This window comes from Billgrantia aerodenitrificans (assembly GCF_021404405.1).
Lineage (GTDB): Bacteria > Pseudomonadota > Gammaproteobacteria > Pseudomonadales > Halomonadaceae > Halomonas > Halomonas aerodenitrificans.
The window spans coordinates 670,279-691,555 of record NZ_JABFTV010000001.1 but is presented as its reverse complement, the minus strand read 5'-3'; the positions used below and the strand labels follow the sequence as shown (position 1 = coordinate 691,555).

General features: G+C 58.8%; 21 protein-coding genes, 1 tRNA gene and 2 pseudogenes. 15 read left to right on the top strand and 9 right to left on the bottom strand.

Annotated elements, in window-relative coordinates; all coding sequences use genetic code 11:
• Window positions 1–163: 163 nt before the first annotated feature.
• The 8 genes from HOP59_RS03345 to HOP59_RS23655 all read left to right on the top strand — a co-directional run bounded on the left by HOP59_RS03345 (window position 164) and on the right by HOP59_RS23655 (window position 4,563).
• A complete protein-coding gene (locus HOP59_RS03345; protein WP_234252784.1) occupies window positions 164–520 on the top strand; it encodes a hypothetical protein in 357 nt (118 codons plus the stop codon).
• A gap of 187 nt (window positions 521–707) precedes the next feature.
• Window positions 708–1,358: a hypothetical protein gene (locus HOP59_RS03340; protein WP_234252783.1), complete on the top strand. Its 651-nt coding sequence runs from the start codon at window positions 708–710 to the stop codon at window positions 1,356–1,358.
• 3 nt (window positions 1,359–1,361) lie between these two features.
• On the top strand, window positions 1,362–2,066 hold the full coding sequence (locus HOP59_RS03335; RefSeq protein WP_234252782.1) for a hypothetical protein: 705 nt from the start codon (window positions 1,362–1,364) through the stop codon (window positions 2,064–2,066).
• Window positions 2,066–2,764 (top strand): PP2C family protein-serine/threonine phosphatase, encoded by a 699-nt coding sequence (locus HOP59_RS03330; RefSeq protein WP_234252781.1) that lies wholly within the window; start codon window positions 2,066–2,068, stop codon window positions 2,762–2,764. The genes HOP59_RS03335 and HOP59_RS03330 overlap by 1 nt, the downstream gene beginning before the upstream one ends.
• Before the next feature lie 98 nt (window positions 2,765–2,862).
• Window positions 2,863–3,111: a BREX-1 system adenine-specific DNA-methyltransferase PglX gene (locus HOP59_RS03325; protein WP_234252780.1), complete on the top strand. Its 249-nt coding sequence runs from the start codon at window positions 2,863–2,865 to the stop codon at window positions 3,109–3,111.
• 158 nt (window positions 3,112–3,269) lie between these two features.
• Complete coding sequence (locus HOP59_RS23665; RefSeq protein WP_422675847.1) at window positions 3,270–3,626, top strand: anti-phage BREX system Lon protease BrxL; 357 nt, start codon at window positions 3,270–3,272, stop codon at window positions 3,624–3,626.
• Window positions 3,599–4,336 (top strand): BREX system Lon protease-like protein BrxL, encoded by a 738-nt coding sequence (gene brxL / locus HOP59_RS23660; protein ID WP_422675845.1) that lies wholly within the window; start codon window positions 3,599–3,601, stop codon window positions 4,334–4,336. Before HOP59_RS23665 ends, brxL begins: the two co-directional genes overlap by 28 nt.
• Window positions 4,291–4,563: a hypothetical protein gene (locus HOP59_RS23655; protein WP_234252779.1), complete on the top strand. Its 273-nt coding sequence runs from the start codon at window positions 4,291–4,293 to the stop codon at window positions 4,561–4,563. The genes brxL and HOP59_RS23655 overlap by 46 nt, the downstream gene beginning before the upstream one ends.
• Before the next feature lie 3 nt (window positions 4,564–4,566).
• Here HOP59_RS23655 and istB read toward each other — a convergent pair.
• Window positions 4,567–5,118, bottom strand: a pseudogene (gene istB / locus HOP59_RS03310) (IS21-like element helper ATPase IstB); the annotation flags it as partial.
• A gap of 22 nt (window positions 5,119–5,140) precedes the next feature.
• On the opposite strand from istB, the gene HOP59_RS03305 reads away from it, so the two are divergent.
• Both HOP59_RS03305 and HOP59_RS03300 read left to right on the top strand, forming a co-directional pair.
• Window positions 5,141–5,374 (top strand): hypothetical protein, encoded by a 234-nt coding sequence (locus tag HOP59_RS03305; RefSeq protein ID WP_234252778.1) that lies wholly within the window; start codon window positions 5,141–5,143, stop codon window positions 5,372–5,374.
• A 362-nt stretch (window positions 5,375–5,736) separates the two neighbouring features.
• A complete protein-coding gene (locus HOP59_RS03300) occupies window positions 5,737–6,771 on the top strand; it encodes a PDDEXK nuclease domain-containing protein (protein ID WP_234252777.1) in 1,035 nt (344 codons plus the stop codon).
• 543 nt (window positions 6,772–7,314) lie between these two features.
• Here HOP59_RS03300 and HOP59_RS03295 read toward each other — a convergent pair.
• From HOP59_RS03295 to HOP59_RS03285, 3 genes are all read right to left on the bottom strand, one after another.
• Window positions 7,315–9,213 carry a DEAD/DEAH box helicase family protein gene (locus tag HOP59_RS03295; protein WP_234252776.1) on the bottom strand — a complete coding sequence of 633 codons (1,899 nt, stop codon included), beginning with the start codon at window positions 9,211–9,213 and terminating at the stop codon, window positions 7,315–7,317.
• 1,159 nt (window positions 9,214–10,372) lie between these two features.
• Entirely contained in the window at window positions 10,373–10,846 is a 474-nt protein-coding gene (locus HOP59_RS03290; protein ID WP_234252775.1) for a phosphatidylglycerophosphatase A family protein, read from the bottom strand.
• Entirely contained in the window at window positions 10,843–11,202 is a 360-nt protein-coding gene (locus tag HOP59_RS03285) for a rhodanese-like domain-containing protein (protein WP_234252774.1), read from the bottom strand. The genes HOP59_RS03290 and HOP59_RS03285 overlap by 4 nt, the downstream gene beginning before the upstream one ends.
• Before the next feature lie 113 nt (window positions 11,203–11,315).
• On the opposite strand from HOP59_RS03285, the gene HOP59_RS03280 reads away from it, so the two are divergent.
• Together HOP59_RS03280 and chrA are read left to right on the top strand one after the other, a co-directional pair.
• Window positions 11,316–11,672: a PadR family transcriptional regulator gene (locus HOP59_RS03280; RefSeq protein ID WP_234252773.1), complete on the top strand. Its 357-nt coding sequence runs from the start codon at window positions 11,316–11,318 to the stop codon at window positions 11,670–11,672.
• Window positions 11,672–12,871, top strand: a complete 1,200-nt coding sequence (gene chrA / locus HOP59_RS03275; RefSeq protein WP_234252772.1) for a chromate efflux transporter — start codon at window positions 11,672–11,674, stop codon at window positions 12,869–12,871. Before HOP59_RS03280 ends, chrA begins: the two co-directional genes overlap by 1 nt.
• Before the next feature lie 141 nt (window positions 12,872–13,012).
• Here the strand turns inward: chrA and HOP59_RS03270 are convergent, their stop codons facing one another.
• Window positions 13,013–14,038, bottom strand: coding sequence for a cytochrome-c peroxidase (locus tag HOP59_RS03270; RefSeq protein WP_234252771.1), 1,026 nt, complete (start codon window positions 14,036–14,038; stop codon window positions 13,013–13,015).
• Window positions 14,039–14,388: 350 nt separating this feature from the next.
• Here HOP59_RS03270 and HOP59_RS23650 point away from each other — a divergent pair.
• Window positions 14,389–14,549: pseudogene (locus HOP59_RS23650) on the top strand (ISL3 family transposase); the annotation flags it as partial.
• 61 nt (window positions 14,550–14,610) lie between these two features.
• Here the strand turns inward: HOP59_RS23650 and HOP59_RS03265 are convergent.
• From HOP59_RS03265 to HOP59_RS03255, 3 genes are all read right to left on the bottom strand, one after another.
• A complete protein-coding gene (locus HOP59_RS03265; protein ID WP_234252770.1) occupies window positions 14,611–14,853 on the bottom strand; it encodes a helix-turn-helix transcriptional regulator in 243 nt (80 codons plus the stop codon).
• 313 nt (window positions 14,854–15,166) lie between these two features.
• Window positions 15,167–16,450: a tyrosine-type recombinase/integrase gene (locus tag HOP59_RS03260; RefSeq protein WP_234252769.1), complete on the bottom strand. Its 1,284-nt coding sequence runs from the start codon at window positions 16,448–16,450 to the stop codon at window positions 15,167–15,169.
• A 161-nt stretch (window positions 16,451–16,611) separates the two neighbouring features.
• Window positions 16,612–16,688 (bottom strand) — tRNA-Ile (locus HOP59_RS03255).
• Window positions 16,689–16,833: 145 nt separating this feature from the next.
• On the opposite strand from HOP59_RS03255, the gene HOP59_RS03250 reads away from it, so the two are divergent.
• Both HOP59_RS03250 and HOP59_RS03245 read left to right on the top strand, forming a co-directional pair.
• Entirely contained in the window at window positions 16,834–17,427 is a 594-nt protein-coding gene (locus tag HOP59_RS03250; protein ID WP_010629576.1) for a hypothetical protein, read from the top strand.
• A gap of 166 nt (window positions 17,428–17,593) precedes the next feature.
• A complete protein-coding gene (locus HOP59_RS03245; protein WP_234252768.1) occupies window positions 17,594–19,177 on the top strand; it encodes a sodium:solute symporter family transporter in 1,584 nt (527 codons plus the stop codon).
• Window positions 19,178–19,340: 163 nt separating this feature from the next.
• Here the strand turns inward: HOP59_RS03245 and HOP59_RS03240 are convergent, their stop codons facing one another.
• Complete coding sequence (locus HOP59_RS03240; RefSeq protein WP_234252767.1) at window positions 19,341–21,152, bottom strand: ABC transporter ATP-binding protein; 1,812 nt, start codon at window positions 21,150–21,152, stop codon at window positions 19,341–19,343.
• Window positions 21,153–21,277 lie beyond the last annotated feature (125 nt).

Below are 21,277 nucleotides of genomic sequence, written 5' to 3'. Positions count from 1 at the left end.
AGCACTTCCAGAAGCTGGAACTGGTCGTCAGCAACGTCAAGTTTCAGGACGGAGAGCAAGTAGCCGATCAATCAGACAGGAATGCGGCCTGACCGTCATCCACCAGATTTGACGATAACTCTTTCGTTAAGCAGCCTCGTCCTCGCCGCAGTATGAGTCCGAGTTGCAGGAAACCAAGAAGGCACTGGGCGAGACCCACCTGCAGATCTACGCACAAAAAGAGTTCGCCGCCTGCTCGACGAAGACGAGAACTCGTCAAGTCGCTTCAGGCGGAAATGGCCAAGAGGAGTGCATCCGCCTCAACACCGCCTCTGGCGACGGCAGCGTGGAGCGCATCCTCGCCGCCCGCGGCCCAGAGAATCAGGTGCGCCGCAAGCATCTGCTGGTACGCCTGGCAGAGATGCTGCTCGACGCTGACGTCTACGCCCTAGGCCAGAAGCTCGACCTCAACCGCAGCAATCTTAGCACCCGCCTCGACGACGCCTGCCAGTATCTGCTGGAGAACACCACAGCAAGGTAGGCTCTACCTGGAGAGCCAGCAGGAAGTCGATACCTTTCTCGATGCCCTCAAGCGGGAATTGCAGGACGTCATCCGGAGCAATAAGCGCGTTAGGATTCGTTGACCGTGAATGTTCTTGACAACAGCACGCCAACCCGCCAAGCATGTCCCTTGTCCTAGGACATAGGACGGATGGCGTGAGGGAACTATGAAAAGTCAAGATGTAGGCCTGTTACTAAAGTTGGTGGCATTGAAAAAGCGGGAACGGGAAGACCCTGAGGGGCGGTTCAGAAAGCTGGAGATGTCTCTACCTAACGACTGGTGCGACTGGCAGATTGAGGGCGAAGATGCGCTAGACGAGGACGAATCACGGCTTTCTGATAGCGAGGCCCGTTTAGCGCGCTACAGCGTTAGAACTCTGGCGGAAGAAACAGGTATCAGCAAGAGCCAGGTGAGCCTGGCCCTGCAGCGTTGCCTGGAAGTCAATTTAGCACGCAAAGAACGAAAGACCGGTGTGCCTCGTGCCAACACCAAAGCGCTGTTTGACTTCATAGTGCATGGGTTGCGCTACGTCTTTCCCGCCAGGCCTGGCGAGATCACCAGAGGGATTGCCACTTCCTTTGCCGCTCCCGTGCTGGAAGGGCGTCTATTCAGCTCGGGTGAGTTAGTGATGGTTTGGCCGGACGCCAGGGGAAATACCAAAGGCCAGGCGGTCGAGCCGCTTTTCAAGAGTGCCCCCTATGCGGTTCGCCGTGACAAGGAGCTATATGCCATGTTGGCTCTGGTTGACGCTATCCGCCTTGGTCAGCCACGTGAAAGCAAGGTAGCCGCTAATCTGCTGGCAGAGTATTTAGGGTGAGACATGAGTCTATTTGACGATCAGTGCGCCATGTTGCGGCAGGTAGCGGAGGCGCTAGGGGAAGAGTTGCGGGAGCAAGTTGCCTTCGTTGGTGGATGCACAACTGGGCTTCTGCTGACCGACCCATACACACAGGAGCAGGTGCGCAGCACCGATGATGTCGATCTGATCGTTCACGTGATCGGCTATGCCAGCCTTCACCGACTCAAAGAAACCTTGAAAGTGCGTGGCTTCAAGGAGCCTTCCTCAATGGATGAGGACATGTCCATTTGTGCAATGAAGCTCGGTGAGCTGCGGGTGGACCTGATGCCGGATCATGACGAGGTGCTGGGCTTCAGTAACTACTGGTACCCTCAGGCGCTGAAAACAGCGGAGCCCATCTCGCTGGGCGGTGGTCTCACTATCCGCGTGGTCACGCCGCCCTTGTTCGTCGCCACCAAGCTTGAGGCCTACAAGGGGCGCGGCAATGGTGATCCGCTCGGAAGCCATGACATCGAGGACATACTCAACCTCGTAGACGGTCGGCCCGAATTACTCGATGAGGTGCAGGAAGCCGAAAGCGCCCTTCAAACCTATATCGCTAAAGAACTCGCCCAACTCCTCGACGATGAGTTCTTCGAATATGCCGTGCAGAGCCAGGCCGGGGACCGGGACAGGGCGGCATTGCTCTTCGAGCGCTTGGAGATCCTAGCCGGGGAGAGAGATTGATGCGGGCCAGCTGGTTCAGCCAACAAGGCCGTGAGCGCGCCCGCAACAGCGATGCCGCGGCAGTGAGTCAGCAAGATCAGTACCTCCTAGCGGTGCTGGTCGACGGCGCAGAGAAAGGCCCCCGGGGCGCCGAGTTGGCTCGGCACTGGGCCGATGTCGTGTTGCAAGTGCTGGCCGAGGCTTCTGCTCGTTCACCGGCGGAAGTTCATGCTCGCCTCAAACAGGAACACGCCCAGCTACGGCACGGCTTCCTCCGCGATATCGCCAGCTACTGCATGGTTAGCCTCGACCTGAAGACACTGGCAGCCCAGATCTGGCACTGCGGTGACTGCCGGGTTGGCCTACGTCGCCATACCGAGATGCGATGGCTGACCACACCGCACATTCTGGCTCAGCAGCCCGGTCTACCGCCTCCTCGTTCAAGCGAAGAGCAGGACCGGCATGAGCAGCAGCTGACCCGCTGCCTGAACGCCAGGCATTTCAGAGCCCCTGACTACCATGTTTTATCGCTGCAGCAGGGCCAAGTGTTGCTGCTCAGCACCGATGGCTACTGGCAGGAGCACCTTGAAGCGGGCACGCCAAGGCACAGCCTGCGGGACGATGCCAGCCTTCTCACTTTGCCAGTCGGGTTCGAACCGCTTGATCCGATCGATCAAGCGTCTGATTCCGACAACCTCAGGCACTTTCAATACGCATGATCACCGGCCCTCAAGATCCGGAGTCGACAGAGATCTAATATGAACACAGGGAATATCAAGAAGTACGCCCCCACGGCGCGTACCGCCTCATCGAGACCATGACCCGCCAGACCGCCCGCTACGGGATTACCAAGGGCCATGTCGCGCCCGCCGAGGTGCGTGGCGACGTGATGCTGATCAGCGCGCTGGATGGCCAGACCCACAGTTTCGCCAAGGCGCTGCGTGGCCCCCGCGAGGCGCTAGCCAAGTGGGTGACCCAGCTGGGCTTCCAGCAGGCCATGGAGCAGGCCGCCTACAGCTGGTTCAACCGCCTGTGTGCGATCCGCTTCATGGAGCTCAAGGGCTAACTGGATCATGGCCGGCGGGCGCTCTCCCACCCGGACCATGAGGGCGGCTTCCAGATCCTCGATGACTGCCTGGAGATCGATATTCCCGGCCTGGATACCGCCCGGGTGCGCGAGCTCAAGCTCGACGGCGAACGTGGCAGCTTCAAGGTGATTGATCGGTGACGGTGCGCCTCAACGAGAAGCAGGACTGCTACGAGGCTGCGTTCAGCAACCTCGGGATCAAGGATGCCGAGATCTCTGCTGGCATCGTTAAGGAGCATGAGAAGCTGCTGGTGTGCGGGATCTGGGTAATCGCGACGCTGCGCTACTTCCACGGGGTGGGCCAGCGCGGCTCGCCGTTTGGGATCAGCCAGCTCAAGCCGATCCAGATGCCCCACATGAACATGGAGGAGCTGTTCGAGGGGCGCCGCGGCTTCACCACCAACCAGTGGCGGAAGGTTCTGGTGCGCGCCATCGGCATGGAGCCCGCCGAGCTGGTGGCCAATAGGTGCAGTGGCACCTATTGGCCCGGATGATTCCCTTCGTCGAGAACAACTATAACGTCTGCGAGCTGGTTCCCCGCGGTACCGGCAAGAGCCATATCTACAAGGAGTGCTCGCCCAACAGCATCCTAGTCTCGGGTGGCCGGACCACCGTGGCCAACCTGTTCTACAACATGAGCTCGCGTCGCATCAGCCTGGTCGGCATGTGGGACCTAGTGACCTTCGACGAGGTGGGCGGCATCTCGTTCAAGGACCAAGTTGGCGTGCAGATCATGAAGGACTACATGGCCTCCGGCTCCTTCGCCCGTGGGCGCGAGCAGATGGTGGCCTCCGCCTCCATGGTGTTCGTCGGCAACATCAACCAGAGCGTGGAGTCGTTGGTGAAGACTAGGCACCTGCTAACCCCGTTCCCTGACGCCATGATCGATGCTACCTTCTTCGACCGCTTCCACGCCTACACCCCGGGCTGGGAGATCCCCAAGATGCGGCCATCGTTTTTCACCCAGCGCTACGGCTTCATCGTGGACTACCTGGCCGAGTTCTTCCGCAAGATGCGCAAGCGCAGCTTCGCCGATGCCATCGACCAGTACTTCCGCCTGGGTGACAACCTCAACCAGCGCGACGTCATCGCCGTGCGCAAGACCGTCTCCGGCCTGCTCAAGCTGCTCTACCCGCACGGGTATACCAGAAGGACAACGTGCGACAGTGCCTGGAGTACGCCCTGCAGGTGCGCCGCTGGGTGAAGGAGCAGGGCGGCGGCGGGCTGATCCCCGAAGGGCTCGGCAAGCCCGGGGTGGTGCATACCATTGGCCTTAGCGACAAGGGCATGACCGAGGTCTACCGCATCGAGTTCCAGGTCACCGCCGGCAGCGGCAAGCTGGCGATGTCGGGGCTGTGGAACTCCACCCATGCCAAGGTGTCAACGTCAGCGAAGGTTGTCCGGTTTTCATCAGTTCAGATTGTCCGGTGATCTTCAGTCTGCACTCATCGGACCAGGGTCAGGGGCGTGTGAGGTCTCGTCCTCCTTCGTCGTCGGTGTGGTCACCAATCCGGCTCGACGCTTGTCCTTCAGCCGGTAGCTCTCGCCTTTGATGTTCAGCGTGGTCGAGTGATGCAGCAGCCGATCCAGGATCGCCGTGGCAATGACCTGATCGCCGAAGATCTCACCCCAGTCCATGAACGACTTGTTCGAGGTGAGGATGGTGCTGGCCCGCTCGTAGCGCCGGTTGATCAAGCGGAAGAACAGGCTGGCCTCCTCGCGGGTCATCGGCAGGTAGCCCATCTCATCGAGTACCAGCACCTTGGGATAGGTCAGCTGCTGGAGTTGCCGGTCCAGACGATTCTCCTGGCGAGCGCGCATCAGCGTGCCGACCAGGCGATCCAGGGTCATGAACAGCACCCGGTGGCCGGCCTCGGCGGCTTTCACCGCCAAGGCGACGGCCAGATGTGTCTTCCCGACGCCGGGCGGGCCGAGCAGCACGGCGTTTTCTCCGCGCTCGACGAAGCCCAGGCCGGCCAGCTCGCGCCGCCAACCATGAGACACCGCCATGAGCCCTGGCCCCGAACTGATCCAGAACCCCTTGAGCCAGACCATTACCTGCGACGGCCATACCCTACAGGTGGATATCTACCGCTCGGCGGAGGAGGTCGACTGGCTGCTGGAAGGCGTCAACGAGGATGGCACCTCCCATGTGTGGGAAGATCGCTTCGCCACCGACCAGGCCGCCCTGGACGCGGTGCATGAGGCGATCGACGAGGAAGGCGGCGCTGCTTTTTTTTGACAATTCTGGTACCCGTAAGGAAGCAACGGTAGTCCGCGTTGACTATGGGCTCATCTGGAAGCCAAACCATCCGCTGGGTAGCCTCCCCATGATACAGTCCGCACACCCGCCCACAGACCAGCTAACCCGGATCTTTGCCTACCGGGCCATCGACCTCCGTGACCACTTCCCCCAGCCCCTTACCTTCACCGGCACCTGGCTGCCGAGCCAAACTCACGACCGAGTGATGGGCCCACTCCGAGTGAAGTTTCTGATGAACTTGAACTGCGCTACGCTCCATGATCTGGAAGATCACGCCAAGCGCGAACCGCCCGACACTGGCGCTTAGTGGGTGCGTAACAGCCGGCGATAGGATGCCTGACATGAGTAACATCGAGTTCGAGCTGCCCTCCGAGATCCGTGACGTCATTGTTCTGGCGCGAGAGCGCGTGCAGCGCACGGTGAACAGCGCCATGGTGGACGCCTATTGGTCGATCGGCCGGCTCATCGTCGAGCACGAACAGCAGGGTGAGGCCAGGGCCGCCTACGGCAAGCGCCAGCTACAAGGTCTCGCCGTGCGGCTCACGGACGAATTCGGTTCTGGGTTCGATATCACCAATCTACGCTCTATGCGCCGGTTCTATCTCGCTTTCCCAATTCGAGAAACAGTGTCTCCCGAATTGAGCTGGTCCCACTACCATGCGCTCCTCAAGGTGGACAACCCATCCGCGCGTCAGTGGTATATGCGAGAAGCAGCGGAACAACGCTGGAGCGTTCGCGCACTAAAGCGACAGATCAACGTGCTCTACTACGAGCGCCTGCTCAGCAGCCAGGACAAGGCAACTGTGCAGCAGGAGGCAGATCAACAGACCCAGCCGCTGCAGGCCTCTCGCCGCGCCTTCCTGCGCGACCCCTACGTCCTGGAATTCCTCAACCTGCCCGGCGAGCGATACCTGGAAGCCGACCTGGAACGGGGACTGATCGACAACCTGCTGGCCTTCCTCCTGGAACTGGGCAAGGGGTTCGCCTTCGTCGGCCGGCAGCAGCGTATCAGTGTCGACGGTGAGGACTTCTACCTCGACCTGGTCTTCTACAACTTCGTGCTCAAGTGTTTCATGCTCATAGACCTGAAGCTGGGCAAGCTGACCCATCAGGATGTCGGCCAGATGGACACCTACATCCGCATCTACGACGAGCAGTATCGCGGCCCCGACGACAACCCCACGATCGGTCTGATTCTCTGCAGCCAGAAGAGCGAGGCCGTGGTGAAATATTCCATGCTCACCGACAGCGAGCAGATATTCACCGCCCAGTACCTGGCCCACCTTCCGTCAGAGGAAGAGCTAAAGCGTGAACTAGAGTTGGTGCGAAAGCGCATCCACGAGCAGATCGCCAGTCTGGCTATTCTCTCATCATAGTGATCCTGCTGCACCATAGAATAGTGCGTGTGCATTACTATAACTTGTACTATCGCTGCCGATCACGGATCTGAGAAAACCGCTACGAGAAAAATAGAAAACAACAAGAATACCCGTCATTCATCCCGAACTGTCACAGCCCAGAGATGAATTGCATTACTCCTACAATCATGCGGCTTGAGGAAAACTCCCATAACAACATCCCGTGCAACAACTGCTGCTCACTCGAAAATCATAGCCTTAGACCACCTGCCTAGTGTACCAGCGGAGTGCGGCCTAGGTTGAACCAGCCCATGGCTGGTCTGTTTTATAATTAGTTCAGCATTCGGCCGTTCCATGCGTATTTCTCTCGGCCTTTCCAGGTCAGGGCACAGCTCAAGCCAGATCCCCCGGCTACGTATTTCCAAGTGGTAACTCGGAGGTTACAGTCTTACGTCATCCATTTTACCGCATATCTTCTCGGGTTTTACGTATATCGGGGTGTAGCGGGAGTAAGGCAACTGCGCCCCAAAGAAAGGGAGTACTTTCCGTCATGTTGACAAGTCATTTACGCCGGCGCCGTCGGCGCCCAGGCAGCATGGCCAGATGTTCCTCAACACTCAAGTGAGCATGTTCAGCAGCGCCTTGTTCAACTCTCTCACGAAGGCTCGGCTGAGAGTTGGAATACATTGGATTCCTCTTACCGGAAACTTTGGCAACATGTCGTTTGCCACGATTACTTGGCGTCATCTCCAGAACCGCTTGGTAATGGGCTCCAAAGTGAGGGTGCCTTTTCGTCTCCGGTGGCACACTATCATGGTCTCCAAAACTATTAGAGCGCAAGGTCCATCCGTAATCTTCAAAGTGATCAAGTAGCTCTACTGGAATGGCTACTTCGTATTGCGCCCTTGAAATAGCCGTGTAAGCGGCGTTGATAATTAACCAATCTTTTTTTGCAACCTTCCAGCCACTTAGAAGTCGCATTGGAACAAAGTCATCAGCAATAGCCACACGGGTGAATTCGTTACCCTTAGCCCTGTCAACAGTAGCTAGAGTAATATCACGCTGAGGCGGCGTTTCCCAAGGTTCTAACAATGCTTCCTGCCGTGCACGATCTGTCTCTCTCCAGCCATCAATGTAAGTCAGTAAATCCACTTCAGAAATAGAATTAATCCAATCACAGAGCGCGACACAAAGTGAATTATTTCGTTTAACACTCAGCTCCCTCGCCATTTCCAGGTCGCTGCATTGCCTAAGCCAAAAGGTATTAATTTGCTGACTTGGTGGCACATCGTGTACCTTAGGGTCGTAGGAAGTGGCGAGAGCGGAAAGATCTCTTAAAAGAGCGACAGGATAACTCTCGATCCCATCCACCCAGCCTAGCGTCTTACCTTTTTGTGTTGCCTCTAGTGCACACTGGAACAATGTAGGCCAGCCATATGAAATAAAAGTATAATGCTGTTCCCTTGCTTCCCATACGTAACGTTTGTTCGCAGGGTAAATATTAGATTTTCCCAAGCCAATGATTCGCTCTGGTTCGCGATAGCCTGCTTTTGCAGTAAGCCCATTGAGCACACTGGCGATGGAAGGGCCAAACCGCCAGGATTCAGGCATTTCTTTTATCGTTGCCTGTTGATGGATGGGATGGCTCAAATGCCGGATTCTTGAATCCCCTTGATTAAGAGCTTGAAAAGGATCGCCGAAAAGGAGGATGGCATGCTTGTTTTGTCGAACGAGAAAATCAAGCATAGCCTCACTCGAATCTTGCGCTTCCTCAATGACGATTATTTCATGGTCCTCAAGCGGAGAAATTCTCTCAGTTCTATCAACTGACTCAACATAATGATTTTCAGTATGTGATTGCGTCCAGAGCTTTAAGGCAGCCGGGTAGGTAAGCGGAGCGCTACCCAGTTCTCGGCTGCACTGGGAAAACCAGATGGTTCGGGCGACATCAAGTGCCGCATTGACCTCTTTCTTATTATTTACCCAATTATCACCATCCCTAAGAGAGGGTGGAACATTTGATAACTCCGGAAACCTGTTGCGACTTACATAAAAGCGGCCTAGTATGCGACGCGCTCGGAAAATATCTTCGTGGCTAGCCCCTATAGAAGCTGCCGAAAATATTTCGTCGTTGGTAAGCGATCCCCTGATTTTTCTATTGTGTACTTTTGCAGAGTGAGTTTTACGCAAAAATTGCAATGCCATCGCTGTCATTGTGGAAACTTTCACATTTTGTGGCAAGGTACCCTTGGCACGCTCCGCAACGTTCCGACCGTGGCAAAGAAATAAAATATTTTTATCCGAAAGCCTGCGCGCCAACTCTATTATGATAACACTTTTACCACTTCCACCGACAGCAGGAATACTGATAAAATGTCCTGTTTGCTGTTCACGTTGAGCAGCACTAAGCGGGCTACATGCTGCGTCAATAATTTCACGCTGATCCGTACTAAAAAGCATAAACAACTCCGCATTACGAAATGAAGCTCTATTCTACCCAGTCCGAACAATCTTCGAAACTGCAATAATGGTAGCAGATGAAAATACTAGTACCGATGGTGTCAGCCATGTTGCCTCCTCATAAATAGCGAACCCATCGATTGTCTCTCGAGGTGACAATACTCTGCCGCTTCTCGCAACAAAATCTGAGAGGTGGTCTAATTCTCCACCATTAGCAGCGTAGGTTACGGTTCAACCAATTCCGCACGCAGTGCGTGCCAAATGTGGATGAGTTTTCCAACTGGAAACTAGGCTAACTTCGGCTGGCACTGCGGCTTATCAGCCGACCTTTTCCTGCGTGCATGTACTGTCACACGATCTATATTTACTCAGGAGATCCTTATAAGTCAATCAGTTATTATCAGCCCTATTCCCTGATGGAATCTTCGCTCTATGCAACTGATCTATATCGTTTTCTAATTCGAGAGACAGTGTCTCCCGAATTGGATTGCTCTAATGGCATGGGGCTCTCCTTCGCCGGTGTCAACGTCAGAGAAAGTTATCCGCACCCCCTCTACGGTCTTATAGCTCTGACGCTGACAATGTTCAGCCCTCCCTCGGACAGTACCGAAGAAGACAGCGATAGAGGGGTTCCCCTACCCTGCGGGGAGCTGCTGCATGCAGTGTGAGATATCACCTGTTGACTATTGTAGTACCAGCTGTAACCCCCTTGGTTTTTGCACACCCTACGCAGCTAATTCCGGGTGTGCTTGGGGTGCTACATAGCCCAGAGACTGGTGTGGTAGGCCTTCACTGTCGACGCATAGTGCCGGCTGCTGAAAACCAACCTGTTATCGGACCGCAGCGCCAGTGGCTATTAGATCCGTCCCAGGGCGCCAAATCGATGCACCAGAGCCTCTTCCAGCGCGGCTTCGGCCGTCTTGCTGCTGCCATTTTCCGATAATCGCCAGGCAAGGATCTCCCGCGAGCAGCAATCGATGATCACCGCGCCAACGCCTTAATCCAAATCTCTGCAAGTCCGAAAATTATTGGTGTATAAAAATTTCGGGTATCCGGAATAAATGGTTGAATAGCTGATGTCGCACTGGGGACACATCTCGTCTAATCACCAGATTTCTTGGTTGATAACGCTCTAAGTGAAGATGCCAGGACTGTTACATCACCGGAGATGGCACCGGCGCCACAGGGCGGTGCCGATGGCCAGCACCATCCAGGCATAGAGGGCTGCCATGACATCATCCAGCACAATGCCGAGGCCGCCGCCAATGGCCTCGATATGGTTGATGGGCGGTGGCTTGGTAACATCGAACAACCGGAATAGCATGAACGCCACTCCTAGCATCCATGGACGGCGAGCCATGGCAAGCCCGATCATGGTGATAGGAAACACTAGGTACTCATCGGCAACGATCTGGGGAGCATCGCCACCTCCCAGCCACAGGGAAGCCCAGTGACAGAGCGGCACGGCCACGGCCAGCAGCACCGCCATGATCAAGACCTGCCGCCCAGGCGTATAACCCAGCAGCCACCAGGCCAGTGGCAGACCAATCAGCGATCCGAAGGTCCCCGGCGCCCACGGCAACCAGCCCAGTCCGAAGCCGGTCGCCACCACCAGAACCGCACTTTCTATCATGAGGTCTTGTCATCCGCCTCATAAGCTTTGAGCCCCCCCTCGAGGCTGACCACCTGGGTGTAGCCCATCTTCTGCAAGGCATCGGCCGCCAAGGCTCCTCGATTGCCACCGCCACAGTGGCAAACAATGGGGGCCTGCTTATCTGGTGCTATCTCGCTGATGCGCATCTCCAGGGTGCCGCGACTGATATTCATCGCCCCCTCGATGTGACCTGCTTCGTACTCTTCCTTGTCACGGACATCCAGCAGCACTGCCCCTTCGGCAACTCGCTTACGTGCCTCGGCGGGCGAGACTTCGGTAATGCGCTGTCTGGCGTCGTTGGCCAGTCGTAAAAATTCGTCAGAATGTTTAGCCATTGCAGTTACTCCTTGTGCATATGCGGAAAACGACGACTTGTCATGGGAACACTGACTTGTTAAAACGGATTTCGATATCGATTTTCGTTTTTGGTAATACAGGTGTCAATTCCATGGAGCATCATGACCTTCTCGCCGGCTTGGTGAGGCTGCATGTTCTACACCACGCCATTGAGCATGAGATATACGGTCAGTGGATGATCGACGAGCTGGCACACCACGGCTATCGACTAAGCCCCGGGACTCTCTATCCCATGCTGCATTCAATGGAGCGCAAGGGGTATCTGGTCTCCCGTGAAGATTCTCAGGGAAGCACACGGCGCAGGTTCTACCGTGCAACCGACCTCGGTCGTGAAGGACTGGCGGTAGCCAAACGACAGTTGAGGGAGCTTACCGGCGAGGCCATGAAGGACGAGATCGGCACTTTAAGTACATGTGTTTCGAATAAAGGTGACAAGGAAGCCGAATGATGAGCGATACCCCACATCCTGCCGGGCGCATCAGAGAAGTGTTTGGTGCCTTTCTGCTGCTGGGCCTGACCTCCTTCGGTGGCCCCATCGCTCACCTCGGCTACTTCCGCACCGAATTCGTGGAGCGACGCCGCTGGCTCACGGAACAGGCCTATGCCGACCTGGTGGCGTTGTGCCAGTTCTTGCCCGGCCCCGCCAGTAGCCAAGTGGGCTTCGCTCTGGGGCTGATGCGCGGCGGCCCTTGGGGAGCGGCGGCAGCCTGGGCAGCCTTCACCCTTCCCTCGGCCATCGTGCTTGTGCTCTTTGCGCTGGGAGCCGCGGTGCTAGATGGTCCAATCAGCCAAGGCATCATCCACGGCCTCAAGGTCACCGCCGTGGCCATCGTCGCACACGCCGTGTGGGGCATGGCCCGCAGTCTCTGTCCCGATTCTCGGCGCGCCGGCATCGCCTTGGCAGCGGTATTGACCGTAGTGCTGATCAGCGGCCCACTGGGCCAAGTGAGCGCCATCGTGATCGGTGCCCTGGCTGGCATGCTGCTATGTCGCGCCCACGCCGCGGCCGATGCTCATGATCTTCCACTGCCTGTCTCGACACGTGCCGGCCATCTGGCGGGGCTGGCCTTCGTTGCCTTGCTGCTCGGCCTGCCGCTGTTGGCTTGGGCCACTCCCAGCGCAGCCTTGTCGGTCATGGACGCCTTCTACCGCGCCGGTGCTCTGGTATTCGGCGGCGGACATGTCGTGCTGCCGCTGCTGGAAGCCGAAGTGGTGCAGTCCGGCTGGGTGAGTGCGGACGAGTTTCTGACAGGCTACGGTGCCGCCCAAGCCGTCCCAGGGCCGCTGTTCACCTTTGCCGCCTATTTGGGTGCAGTGGTGGCACCACTCGGCGGCAGCCTGTTCGCTGCGGCCCTGGCGCTGGTGATGATCTTCCTGCCCGGGATGTTGCTGCTGGTGGCTGTACTGCCCCATTGGAACCGTTTTCGTCGCTGGGATAGCGCTCAGGCACTGATGCGCGGCGCCAATGCGGCAGTCGTGGGTATTCTGGGCGCTGCTCTCTACCAGCCGGTTTGGACCAGTGCCATTCTTGGCCCTCAAGAGTTTGCGCTTGCGTTGACCGGCTTCCTCCTGCTCAGCGTCTGGAAACTGCCCGCCTGGTCGGTGGTGCTCATCCTGGCCGGCGGCGGCATACTCATCACCCTGTAGCCGGCAGGGCATCCATTCTTGCGTATCGGCTGCCAGTTAGCGTCTCGGCACTTCGATGCGTGCGAGCCGGCGAATGCTTGTCCAAAACACAGCGGGGCCGATCTCTGACGACCGACCCCGCTTGTGTCCAGGCTCACTATCTCAATCGGCCTTGACACCTTCGGGAAGCTCGAAGGGAACACCTTCCGGGGCATGGAAGTTGACCGGGATTTCACCTGTCAGCGCCTCCTGGAAAGCCACCAGTTCATCCAGCGCTTCGCTATCCAGATCCTGACCGAGCTGCACCCTCGCCATGATTGCAGTGGCGCGACGCAGGTTATCGACGGAGCCATCATGGAAATAGGGGCCGGTCTTGGCCACGTTACGCAGCAGCGGAACGCGGAAGAAGAAGCGGTCGCGCTCTTCACCGGTCACCGTCATCAGGCCTGACATGATCTCCGGTGAACCGGTGTGCTCCCAATAGTTCTCCATCACGCCAAAGCGCTGCAGCATGGTACCACCTACCAAATTGCCGCTGTGGCAGCCCACGCAACCGACGTTCATGAAGCGGTCGAGCCCTTTTACTTCAAGCTCACTCAAGGCATCGTCGTCGCCTTCGAGCCAGGCGTCGAAGGGCGCCGGCGTGCGTAGCGTGGCTTGGTAGAACTCCAACGCTTGCCCATAGTTTTCCACCGAGACAGGCTCGGGGTCATTCGGGAAAGCCTCTTGGAAGAGTTCCTCGTAACCGTGCTCCTTGAGCACCGGCAGGATGTCGCTACGCTGATCGAAGCCCATCGACCCGGTAATCGAACCCATGGCCTGGGCCGCTCCGCTTTCACGGTCTGCCAGCCAGCGCAGCCCTGGTGTCTCCATAGAGTGGAAGACAGTCTGGGATTGCATGGTACGCCCGCCACGTGCATTGATCGAACGCTCGCGGCTATCAGATCCCCAGTTCTCCTGGAAGTGGCAGCTCGCACAGGCAACTTCACCATTCGAAGAGAGGCGCATGTCCCAGAAGAGCGCCTGTCCGAGCTTGGCGATCGGATTCTCGATGTCCTCTTCGGGAGTCGCCTGAACGCTGCCCATGACGCGATTGGCCCGATCACGTAGCTCGTCGTAATCCAATGCCCAGGCACCACTAGCCAACGAGGTGGCAGTCACGGCTACCACCAGAGCGCTCATTTTCATTTTTTTATCCCCTCTCATTTCCAGCCATATACCGCTAAGAAAACTCTTCCCAAGGTATCCAGCCGGCAGGGGCACGACAATCGAAACACTCGTTATCGAGCCTCTTCTTGACCACAGTCAAGCCTATGGCCATCAGTCTTGACACGCGCCCAGCCAGGTCTGGAGCACTTCGAGGGTGACAGGAATAGTGCACTACAGGTCCTGAACTCAAGGGAGCTGACTACCAGTCGATCCGCTTGGGGGAGTCGAAGTGATGGCCTTGAAGCGGCCTGGGTCAGCACATAATCATTCGCTGCCCGGGTCTATTCCGTCGGCGTCGAGCAATTAGTCGTGTAGCTCGTGGCTGTGACGATACGATGCGTGCCCGGATGCTCTACACCACCAAGCACTAGAAGAAGGCGCCGCAGCCTAAGCCCCCCACCTGGGCAAGGCCACCATGACCTACGGCAGGGGTACCCCCGCGCCCGAGAAGAACTTCGGCGTCGACCTATCAACCTTCTGGGAGGATTAAGGCTCTGGTGAATCAGAATGAATCGTCAACCACTTAATCCGGATACCCAAAATTTCTTCCCTTACACCAATGCATCGCTTTCGCTACAACGAGCATTCTCTATCCGTTGCTCTATCCAGCTGTTGATTTCAGACTCGATCCAAGCGACAGCCCTAGAGCCGAGTTGTATTGGTGGGGGAAAATCACCGCTTTTGATCAAACGGTGAAGGGTTGAATTAGAGAACGCGCAACGTGCGAGAACTTCTCCCCGACGCAGTAATTGGTACGTCTCACAACTAGTAGATACCGAACTTATGTTTGCCATAAATATTAATCCGCATGTGGTCTCGCATGGCATATCATGAGGCAAAAGTAGAATTAGGAAACTTGTCTAATTTTGATTTTTTTCCAGTTAGCAATGTGCGGGAGCCCAAACACTCAGAAATGATCATCCTTGTGTAACGAGGAAACAGTGACCGCGAGGCGTCGATGCCAGGTCGACTGGCCAATCTGTGAGCGAGCTGTATTATGTCAGGTGCTCACAGCCATCGGTCCATGCACATGTAAGGCCTAGCGGTCTTCACTTGGTCCATGAGCAGGCCTGTACTAGGGGGTCTGCAGTCGCCATCAGATGAGCCCTAGCCATCCGCAAGGGCTGCGCTTCTACGTGACTCGTTTCCTTTACCGTGGCGATACTGCTCAGCATTATTCACCCCCTGTCGCAGTTCGTCCAAATAGTTCGCCCACGTTTGCAGCATCTCTCGCCGCTGATCCAGGAACTTGGTCCGGTTATAGGCGCGGCCGTTGGCATCTCGCACCTTATGGGCCAGCTGTTGTTCAACGTATTGCTCGGGGTAATCCAAGCGCTCAGCGATAATTGTCCTCGCAGTGGCCCGGAAACCGTGGGCAGTCTGCTTACCCTTATATCCCATGGAGTCCAGGGCGCCCTTCATCGTGTTCTCGGACATCGGACGTTTACTGCTGCGCAGGCCAGGCAAGACAAAGTGTCCGCGACCGGTGAGAGGATAGAGTTCACGAAGAATCGTCACGGCCTGCCGAGGAAGCGGCACGATCAGCGGCGGTGAGTTTTTGCTAGGCAGGAAGCTCCAGGTTGCTTCGTCGAGATCAAAATCCTTCCAATCCGCATGACGCAACTCCCCAGGACGTACGAACAGCAAGGTAGCCAGCTTCAGCGCAGCGATCGTGACAGGCTGGCCGCGATAGCCATCGATTGCCCGGAGGAGCCCGGTGAGTTCTTCGGGATCGGTGATTGCCGCGTAATGGCTCACTGTTGGCTGTCTCAAGGCACCTCGCAGGTCGGTCGTTGGGTCACGCTCAGCTCGTCCCGTGGTGATGGCATAACGAATGACCATGCCCACTACGGTCTTGATGCGAATCGCGGTCTCAAGGTGCCCCCGCTTCTCGACCTTGCGCAGGCACTCCAGCAATTCGAGCGGGGTGATGTCCGCTACGGGACGGCTTCCTAGGTAGGGATAGACATCTCGCTCTAGCCGCCTCTTGTTCTTGCTGTAGTGTGTCGGCACGACATTATGCTTGTGAACTTCCTCCAGCCATTCGGTCGCTACTGCCCTGAAGGTGTTCGCCACACCGACCTTACCCTCAAGCTTGGCAATGCGCTTGATGGTGCTGGGGTCAGAACCTTGAGCTAACAGCTTTTTCGCCTTGTCCCGCTCGTCCCTAGCCTGAGCAAGCGATACCTCGCCGTTCTTATCGCCGTACACACCGATGGCCAGGCGCTTCTCCTTCCCATGGAAGCGATATTTCAGTCGCCAGTATTTTCCCCCTGCAGTCGTGACCTCCAGGTAAAGACCACCCCCATCGGCTAAGCGATAGGTCCTATCGCGTGGCTTAGCGTTGCGCACAGCAGTGGCGGTCAGTTTGTTGGTCTGGCGTTGGCTCATGGGGGCACCAAATGGGCATCATGTGGTTGTGCCCCCATTGATGCCCCCTTTGACGGGGGCATGTCAAGAATCTTTCTGACATGTCATGAAACGTCGCCCAACCAAGAAGCCCATGGTTGCGGGGTTTATGGCATGTTCTAGGATGGAGCGGGAAGAAAATTTGGTGGGCCCAGCTGGACTCGAACCAGCGACCAAGGGATTATGAGTCCCCTGCTCTAACCAACTGAGCTATAGGCCCTGCATTGCGCCGCCGTATGATAGCGAAAGCTGATGGGCGTGGCCAGAGCCTGGGCGGCGGCAAATTCGCGCCGCTGCGTCGGGCACTTCCCGGCGTTTGGCGTGTCTTCTGGGGTGAGCCTTTCGCTCCTGGAGACGCACCGCTCATGAAACGCCTTTTCGCTTCTTTCTCGCTGTTGCCGCTGGGCGCCACCGCCCTGCTGTTTGCCCTGCCGCTTTCCGCCTGGGAGCTCGACCCGGAGCGTTCGCGGGTGTCGGCCACCGTGATGCAGATCGCCCCCGACGGCCCCATCCCCCGCCAGCACGAGGTGCGCCGGCTGAGCGGCAGTGCCAGTACGAACGGCACCCTGGAGCTGCCGCTGCGGCTCAACCAGAGCGACGTGGTGGAGCGGCTGGGGCCGCTGCCGCCGTGGCTCTCCGGCCTGACCGAGCGGCCCATGGCCACCCTGACCACCCAGTTTCCGCCCGAGCGGCTGGAGCGGCTCGAGGTGGGTGAGTCGCTAGTGGAAACCTTGACGATGACGGTACGTTCAGGAAACAACGTACGCCAGGAGTCGCTGCCGGTGCGCTTCACCAAGAGAAGCAGTGCCGAGGTGCAGGTGACCAACGCCGAGCGGGTGGCGCTGGATGGCCAGGCGCTGATGGCGGATCCCACCCTGCGCTCGGTGATGCTGCTGCTCGGCTACGAGCAGATCGGCGATGAGGTGCCGGTCAGGCTCGATGCCCTGCTGGTGAGGTAATCTGCTGATGAGGTAAGGGCACTGGCGGCTGCGTTGTCGCCCTACCGCGCCTGGTCTAAGTTTGTACTGGACAAGGGTTTGTTAAGCAGTCCGACGTCGAAACGGCTCGACCTGGAGGGTCACCACAGCCGTTTCGAACCTGAACCATGGGCAGAGGAGGGAGACCGTGCCCGAGTTCGAACTGGCGACGATCGATCTGGTGATCGTGGGCTTGTACGTGAGCATGATCCTTGCCATTGGCTTTTGGGTGGGCCGCAAGAGCAAGGATTCGGAGAGCTATTTCCTTGCCGGTCGCGGCATGATCTGGCCGCTGGTGGGCTTCAGCCTGGTCTCCGCCAACCTCTCCGGCACTTCCTACATCGGCCTGGCCGGGGCCGGCTACGAAGACGGCATCGCGGTGTGGAACTACGAGTGGATGGCCACGCTGGTGCTGGTGTTCTTCGCGCTGTTCATCCTGCCGTTCTACCTGCGCTCTCGCGTCAGCACCATGCCGGAGTTCCTGGCTTGCCGCTACGACAAGCGCTCGCGCTACGCCTTTTCCATCTTCTCGGTGTTCACCGCGCTATTCATCGACAGCGCCGGGGCGCTGTTCGCCGGCGGTATCGTGCTGAAGCTGCTGTTTCCCGAGGTCCCGCTGGGCCTGCTGATCACCGCCATGGCGCTGCTCGGCGGTATCTACGTCATCCTGGGCGGCCTGCGCGCGGTGATGATCACCGATACCATTCAGGCCGTGCTGCTGTACGTGGCGGGCGCGGTGATCTTCTTCATGCTGTTTCGCGAGCTGGGCTCCTGGGGCGCCGTCCGGGAGGCGGCGCCGGAGGATGGCTTCACGGTGTTCAAGCCGGCGGACGACGACTTCCTGCCCTGGCCAGGGGTGCTCACCGGGGTGCTGTGGCTGGGCTTCTACTACTGGACGACGAACCATATCGTCATGCAGAAGGTGCTCTCGGCCAAGAGCATCGACCATGGCCGCTGGGGCGTGCTGATGGCCGGCTTTCTCCAGCTGCCTCTGCTGTTCCTGCTGATTCTGCCCGGCACCATGGGGCGGGCGCTCTACCCTGACCTGCCCGACTCGGACCTGATCTGGCCGATGCTGGCCTTCGACTTCCTGCCCATCGGCATCCGCGGCCTGGTGCTGGCGGCGCTGGTGGCGGCGCTGATGTCGACCCTCGACTCGGTGCTCAACGGCGCCTCTTCGCTGGTGGTGAATGACTTCGTCAAGACCCACGGCAAGCAGCGCAGCGAAAAGCAGATCCTGCTGATCAGCCGGGCCATGGTGGGCGTGTTCATGGTGGCGGCCGGTCTGTGGGCGCCGGTGATCCTCACCTTCGACGGCATCGTCGAGTACTTCCAGTCGTTCCTGGGCTACGTGACCATGCCGGTGGTGGTGATCTTCCTCGGCGGGCTGTTCTGGTATCGGGCCACGGCGACGGCTGCCTTCTGGACCCTGGTGATTGCCGCGCCGATCGGCCTCGCCGGCTTCCTTGCCGGCGAGATCTTCGAGCTGTATCAGCTGCAGTTCCTCTACGGTGCCGGGGTCATGCTGCTGCTGAGCCTTACCCTGTTCGTCGGCATCACCCTGTTCAGCGAGCCGCCTGAGCGGGAAGCGCTCAAGGAATACGTCTGGTCCCGCGAGGCCTGGCATGAAGAGTCGCGCGAGCTGGCCGACAAGCCGCTGTGGAAGAACTATCGCGTGCTGGCCGGCCTGCTTGCGGTGGTCACCGTGGTTTGGGTGGCCCTGTTCATCTAGGGAAACACTGCACAAATGCCTGCGCGAGCGAATCACTGCGTTGCGCGGTGCTCGGAATCCTCACATATACCCCATATGCTCCGGTTCCTGTGCTCCGTGCGCCTTGTGCTTCATCCCGCTCGTCGATTTGCTCAGCGCTTCCCTAGCGCGACGAGCGCTCAGCCTAGGCAGAGCCCAGCACCTCGCTCTCCTCCAGCGCCCCGGTCTGCACCCGCCACTGAGCGGCGTAACGACCGCCGCGCAGGAGCAGCTCGGCGTGGCTGCCCTGCTCCACCACTTTGCCGCCGTCGACGACCACGATCTCGTCGGCGTGAACGATGGTGGAGAGCCGGTGGGCGATCATGATCACGGTGCGGCCGTGGCCGATCTTGGCCAGCGAGCGCTGGATGGCCGCCTCGGTTTCGTTGTCCACCGCGCTGGTGGCTTCGTCGAGCACCAGGATCGGCGGGTCCTTGAGCAGCGCCCGGGCCAGGGAAAGCCGCTGACGCTGGCCACCGGAGAGGCGCACGCCACGCTCGCCCACGGCGGTGTCGAGCCCCTGGGGCAGCGCCTGAATGAACTCCCAGGCTTCGGCGGTGCGCGCCGCTTCGATCACCGCCTCTTCGCTGGCATCGGGCTTGCCGTAGGCGATGTTGTCGCGGATCGAGCCCTCGAACAGATAGACGTCCTGACTCACCAGGCCGATAGCCTGGCGCAACGATTCGAGACTGACTTCGGCAATCGGCTGGCCGTCGATGCGCACCTCGCCGGCCGAGGGATCGTAGAAGCGCAGCAGCAGCTTCATCAGGGTCGACTTGCCGGAGCCGGTGGCGCCCACCAGGGCCAGGGTGTTGCCAGCGGGCACGTGCAAGCTGATGCCATCGACGCCGACACCGCTCGCCGCGTAGCGAAAGCTGACGTCATCGAAGCTCACCTCGCCGCGCACCGGTTCGGCCAGCGGCTGGCCTTCGTTGTCCTTCACCGTGATTGGCACTGCCAACAGGTCGAGGATACGTCGCGTGCTGGCCATGGCGCGTTCGAACAGGTCGATCACCTCGGCAAGACCCGTGAGCGGCCACAGCAGGCGCTGGGTGAGGAACACCAGCACGCCGTAGGCGCCCACGTTGAGGTCGCCGCGCAGCGCCAGCATGCCGCCCACGGTGAAGGTGGCCAGGAAGCCGGCCAGGATCGCCATGCGGATCACCGGAATGAAGGCGGAGCTGACCCGGATGGCGCGGCGGTTGGCCTCCACGTAGGCCTCGCTGACCGTACGCAGCCGCTCGGCCTCGCGCGCCTCGCTGGTGAAGCTCTTGATGGTGGCGATGCCGGCCAGGTTGTTGGAGAGCCGGCTGGCCAGATCGCCGACCTTTTCGCGCACATCCGCGTAGAGCGGGCCGGCCTTGCGCTGGAAGAAGAAGGCGCCCCAGATGATCAGCGGGATCGGCGTGAAGGCAAGCAGCGCGATCAACGGCGAGATGACGAAGAACACCGCGCCCACCGCCACCACGGTCACGCCGACCTGGATCAGCGAGTTGGCGCCGCCGTCGAGGAAGCGCTCGAGCTGGTTGACGTCATCGTTCATGGTCGCCACCAGTTGGCCCGAGCTCTTCGACTCGAAGTAGGCCATGTCGAGACGCTGGGCGTGCTCGTATGTGTCCAGGCGCATGTCGGCCTGCAGCCGCTGGGCCAGGTTGCGCCACAGGATCTTGTAGAGGTATTCGAAGATCGACTCGCCGGCCCAGATGAAGAAGGTGAGCACGGCCAGCACCAGGATCTGCTCCTGGGGCGTGGTGAAGCCGAGCCGGGCGACGAAGCTGCGCTCCTGGTTGACCACCACGTCGATGGCCACGCCGATGAGGATCTCGGGGGCGATGTCGAATATCTTGTTGATCACCGAGCAGGTGGTGGCGGCAACGATGCGGCGTCGGTAGCCGCGCGCGTAGCGCAGCAGGCGCACCAGCGCATGGAAACTGTTGGCGGAAGCGTTGGCTGACATGAGAGGTTCCTGGCGAACAAGATTCGCAGCTTAACGGTTTCACCCATTTGCACCAAGGCAGCGGCATGCGGCGAGCTTGCATCGCCACCGCACTCTTCACGACAATACTGGGCTTTCTCACCGCC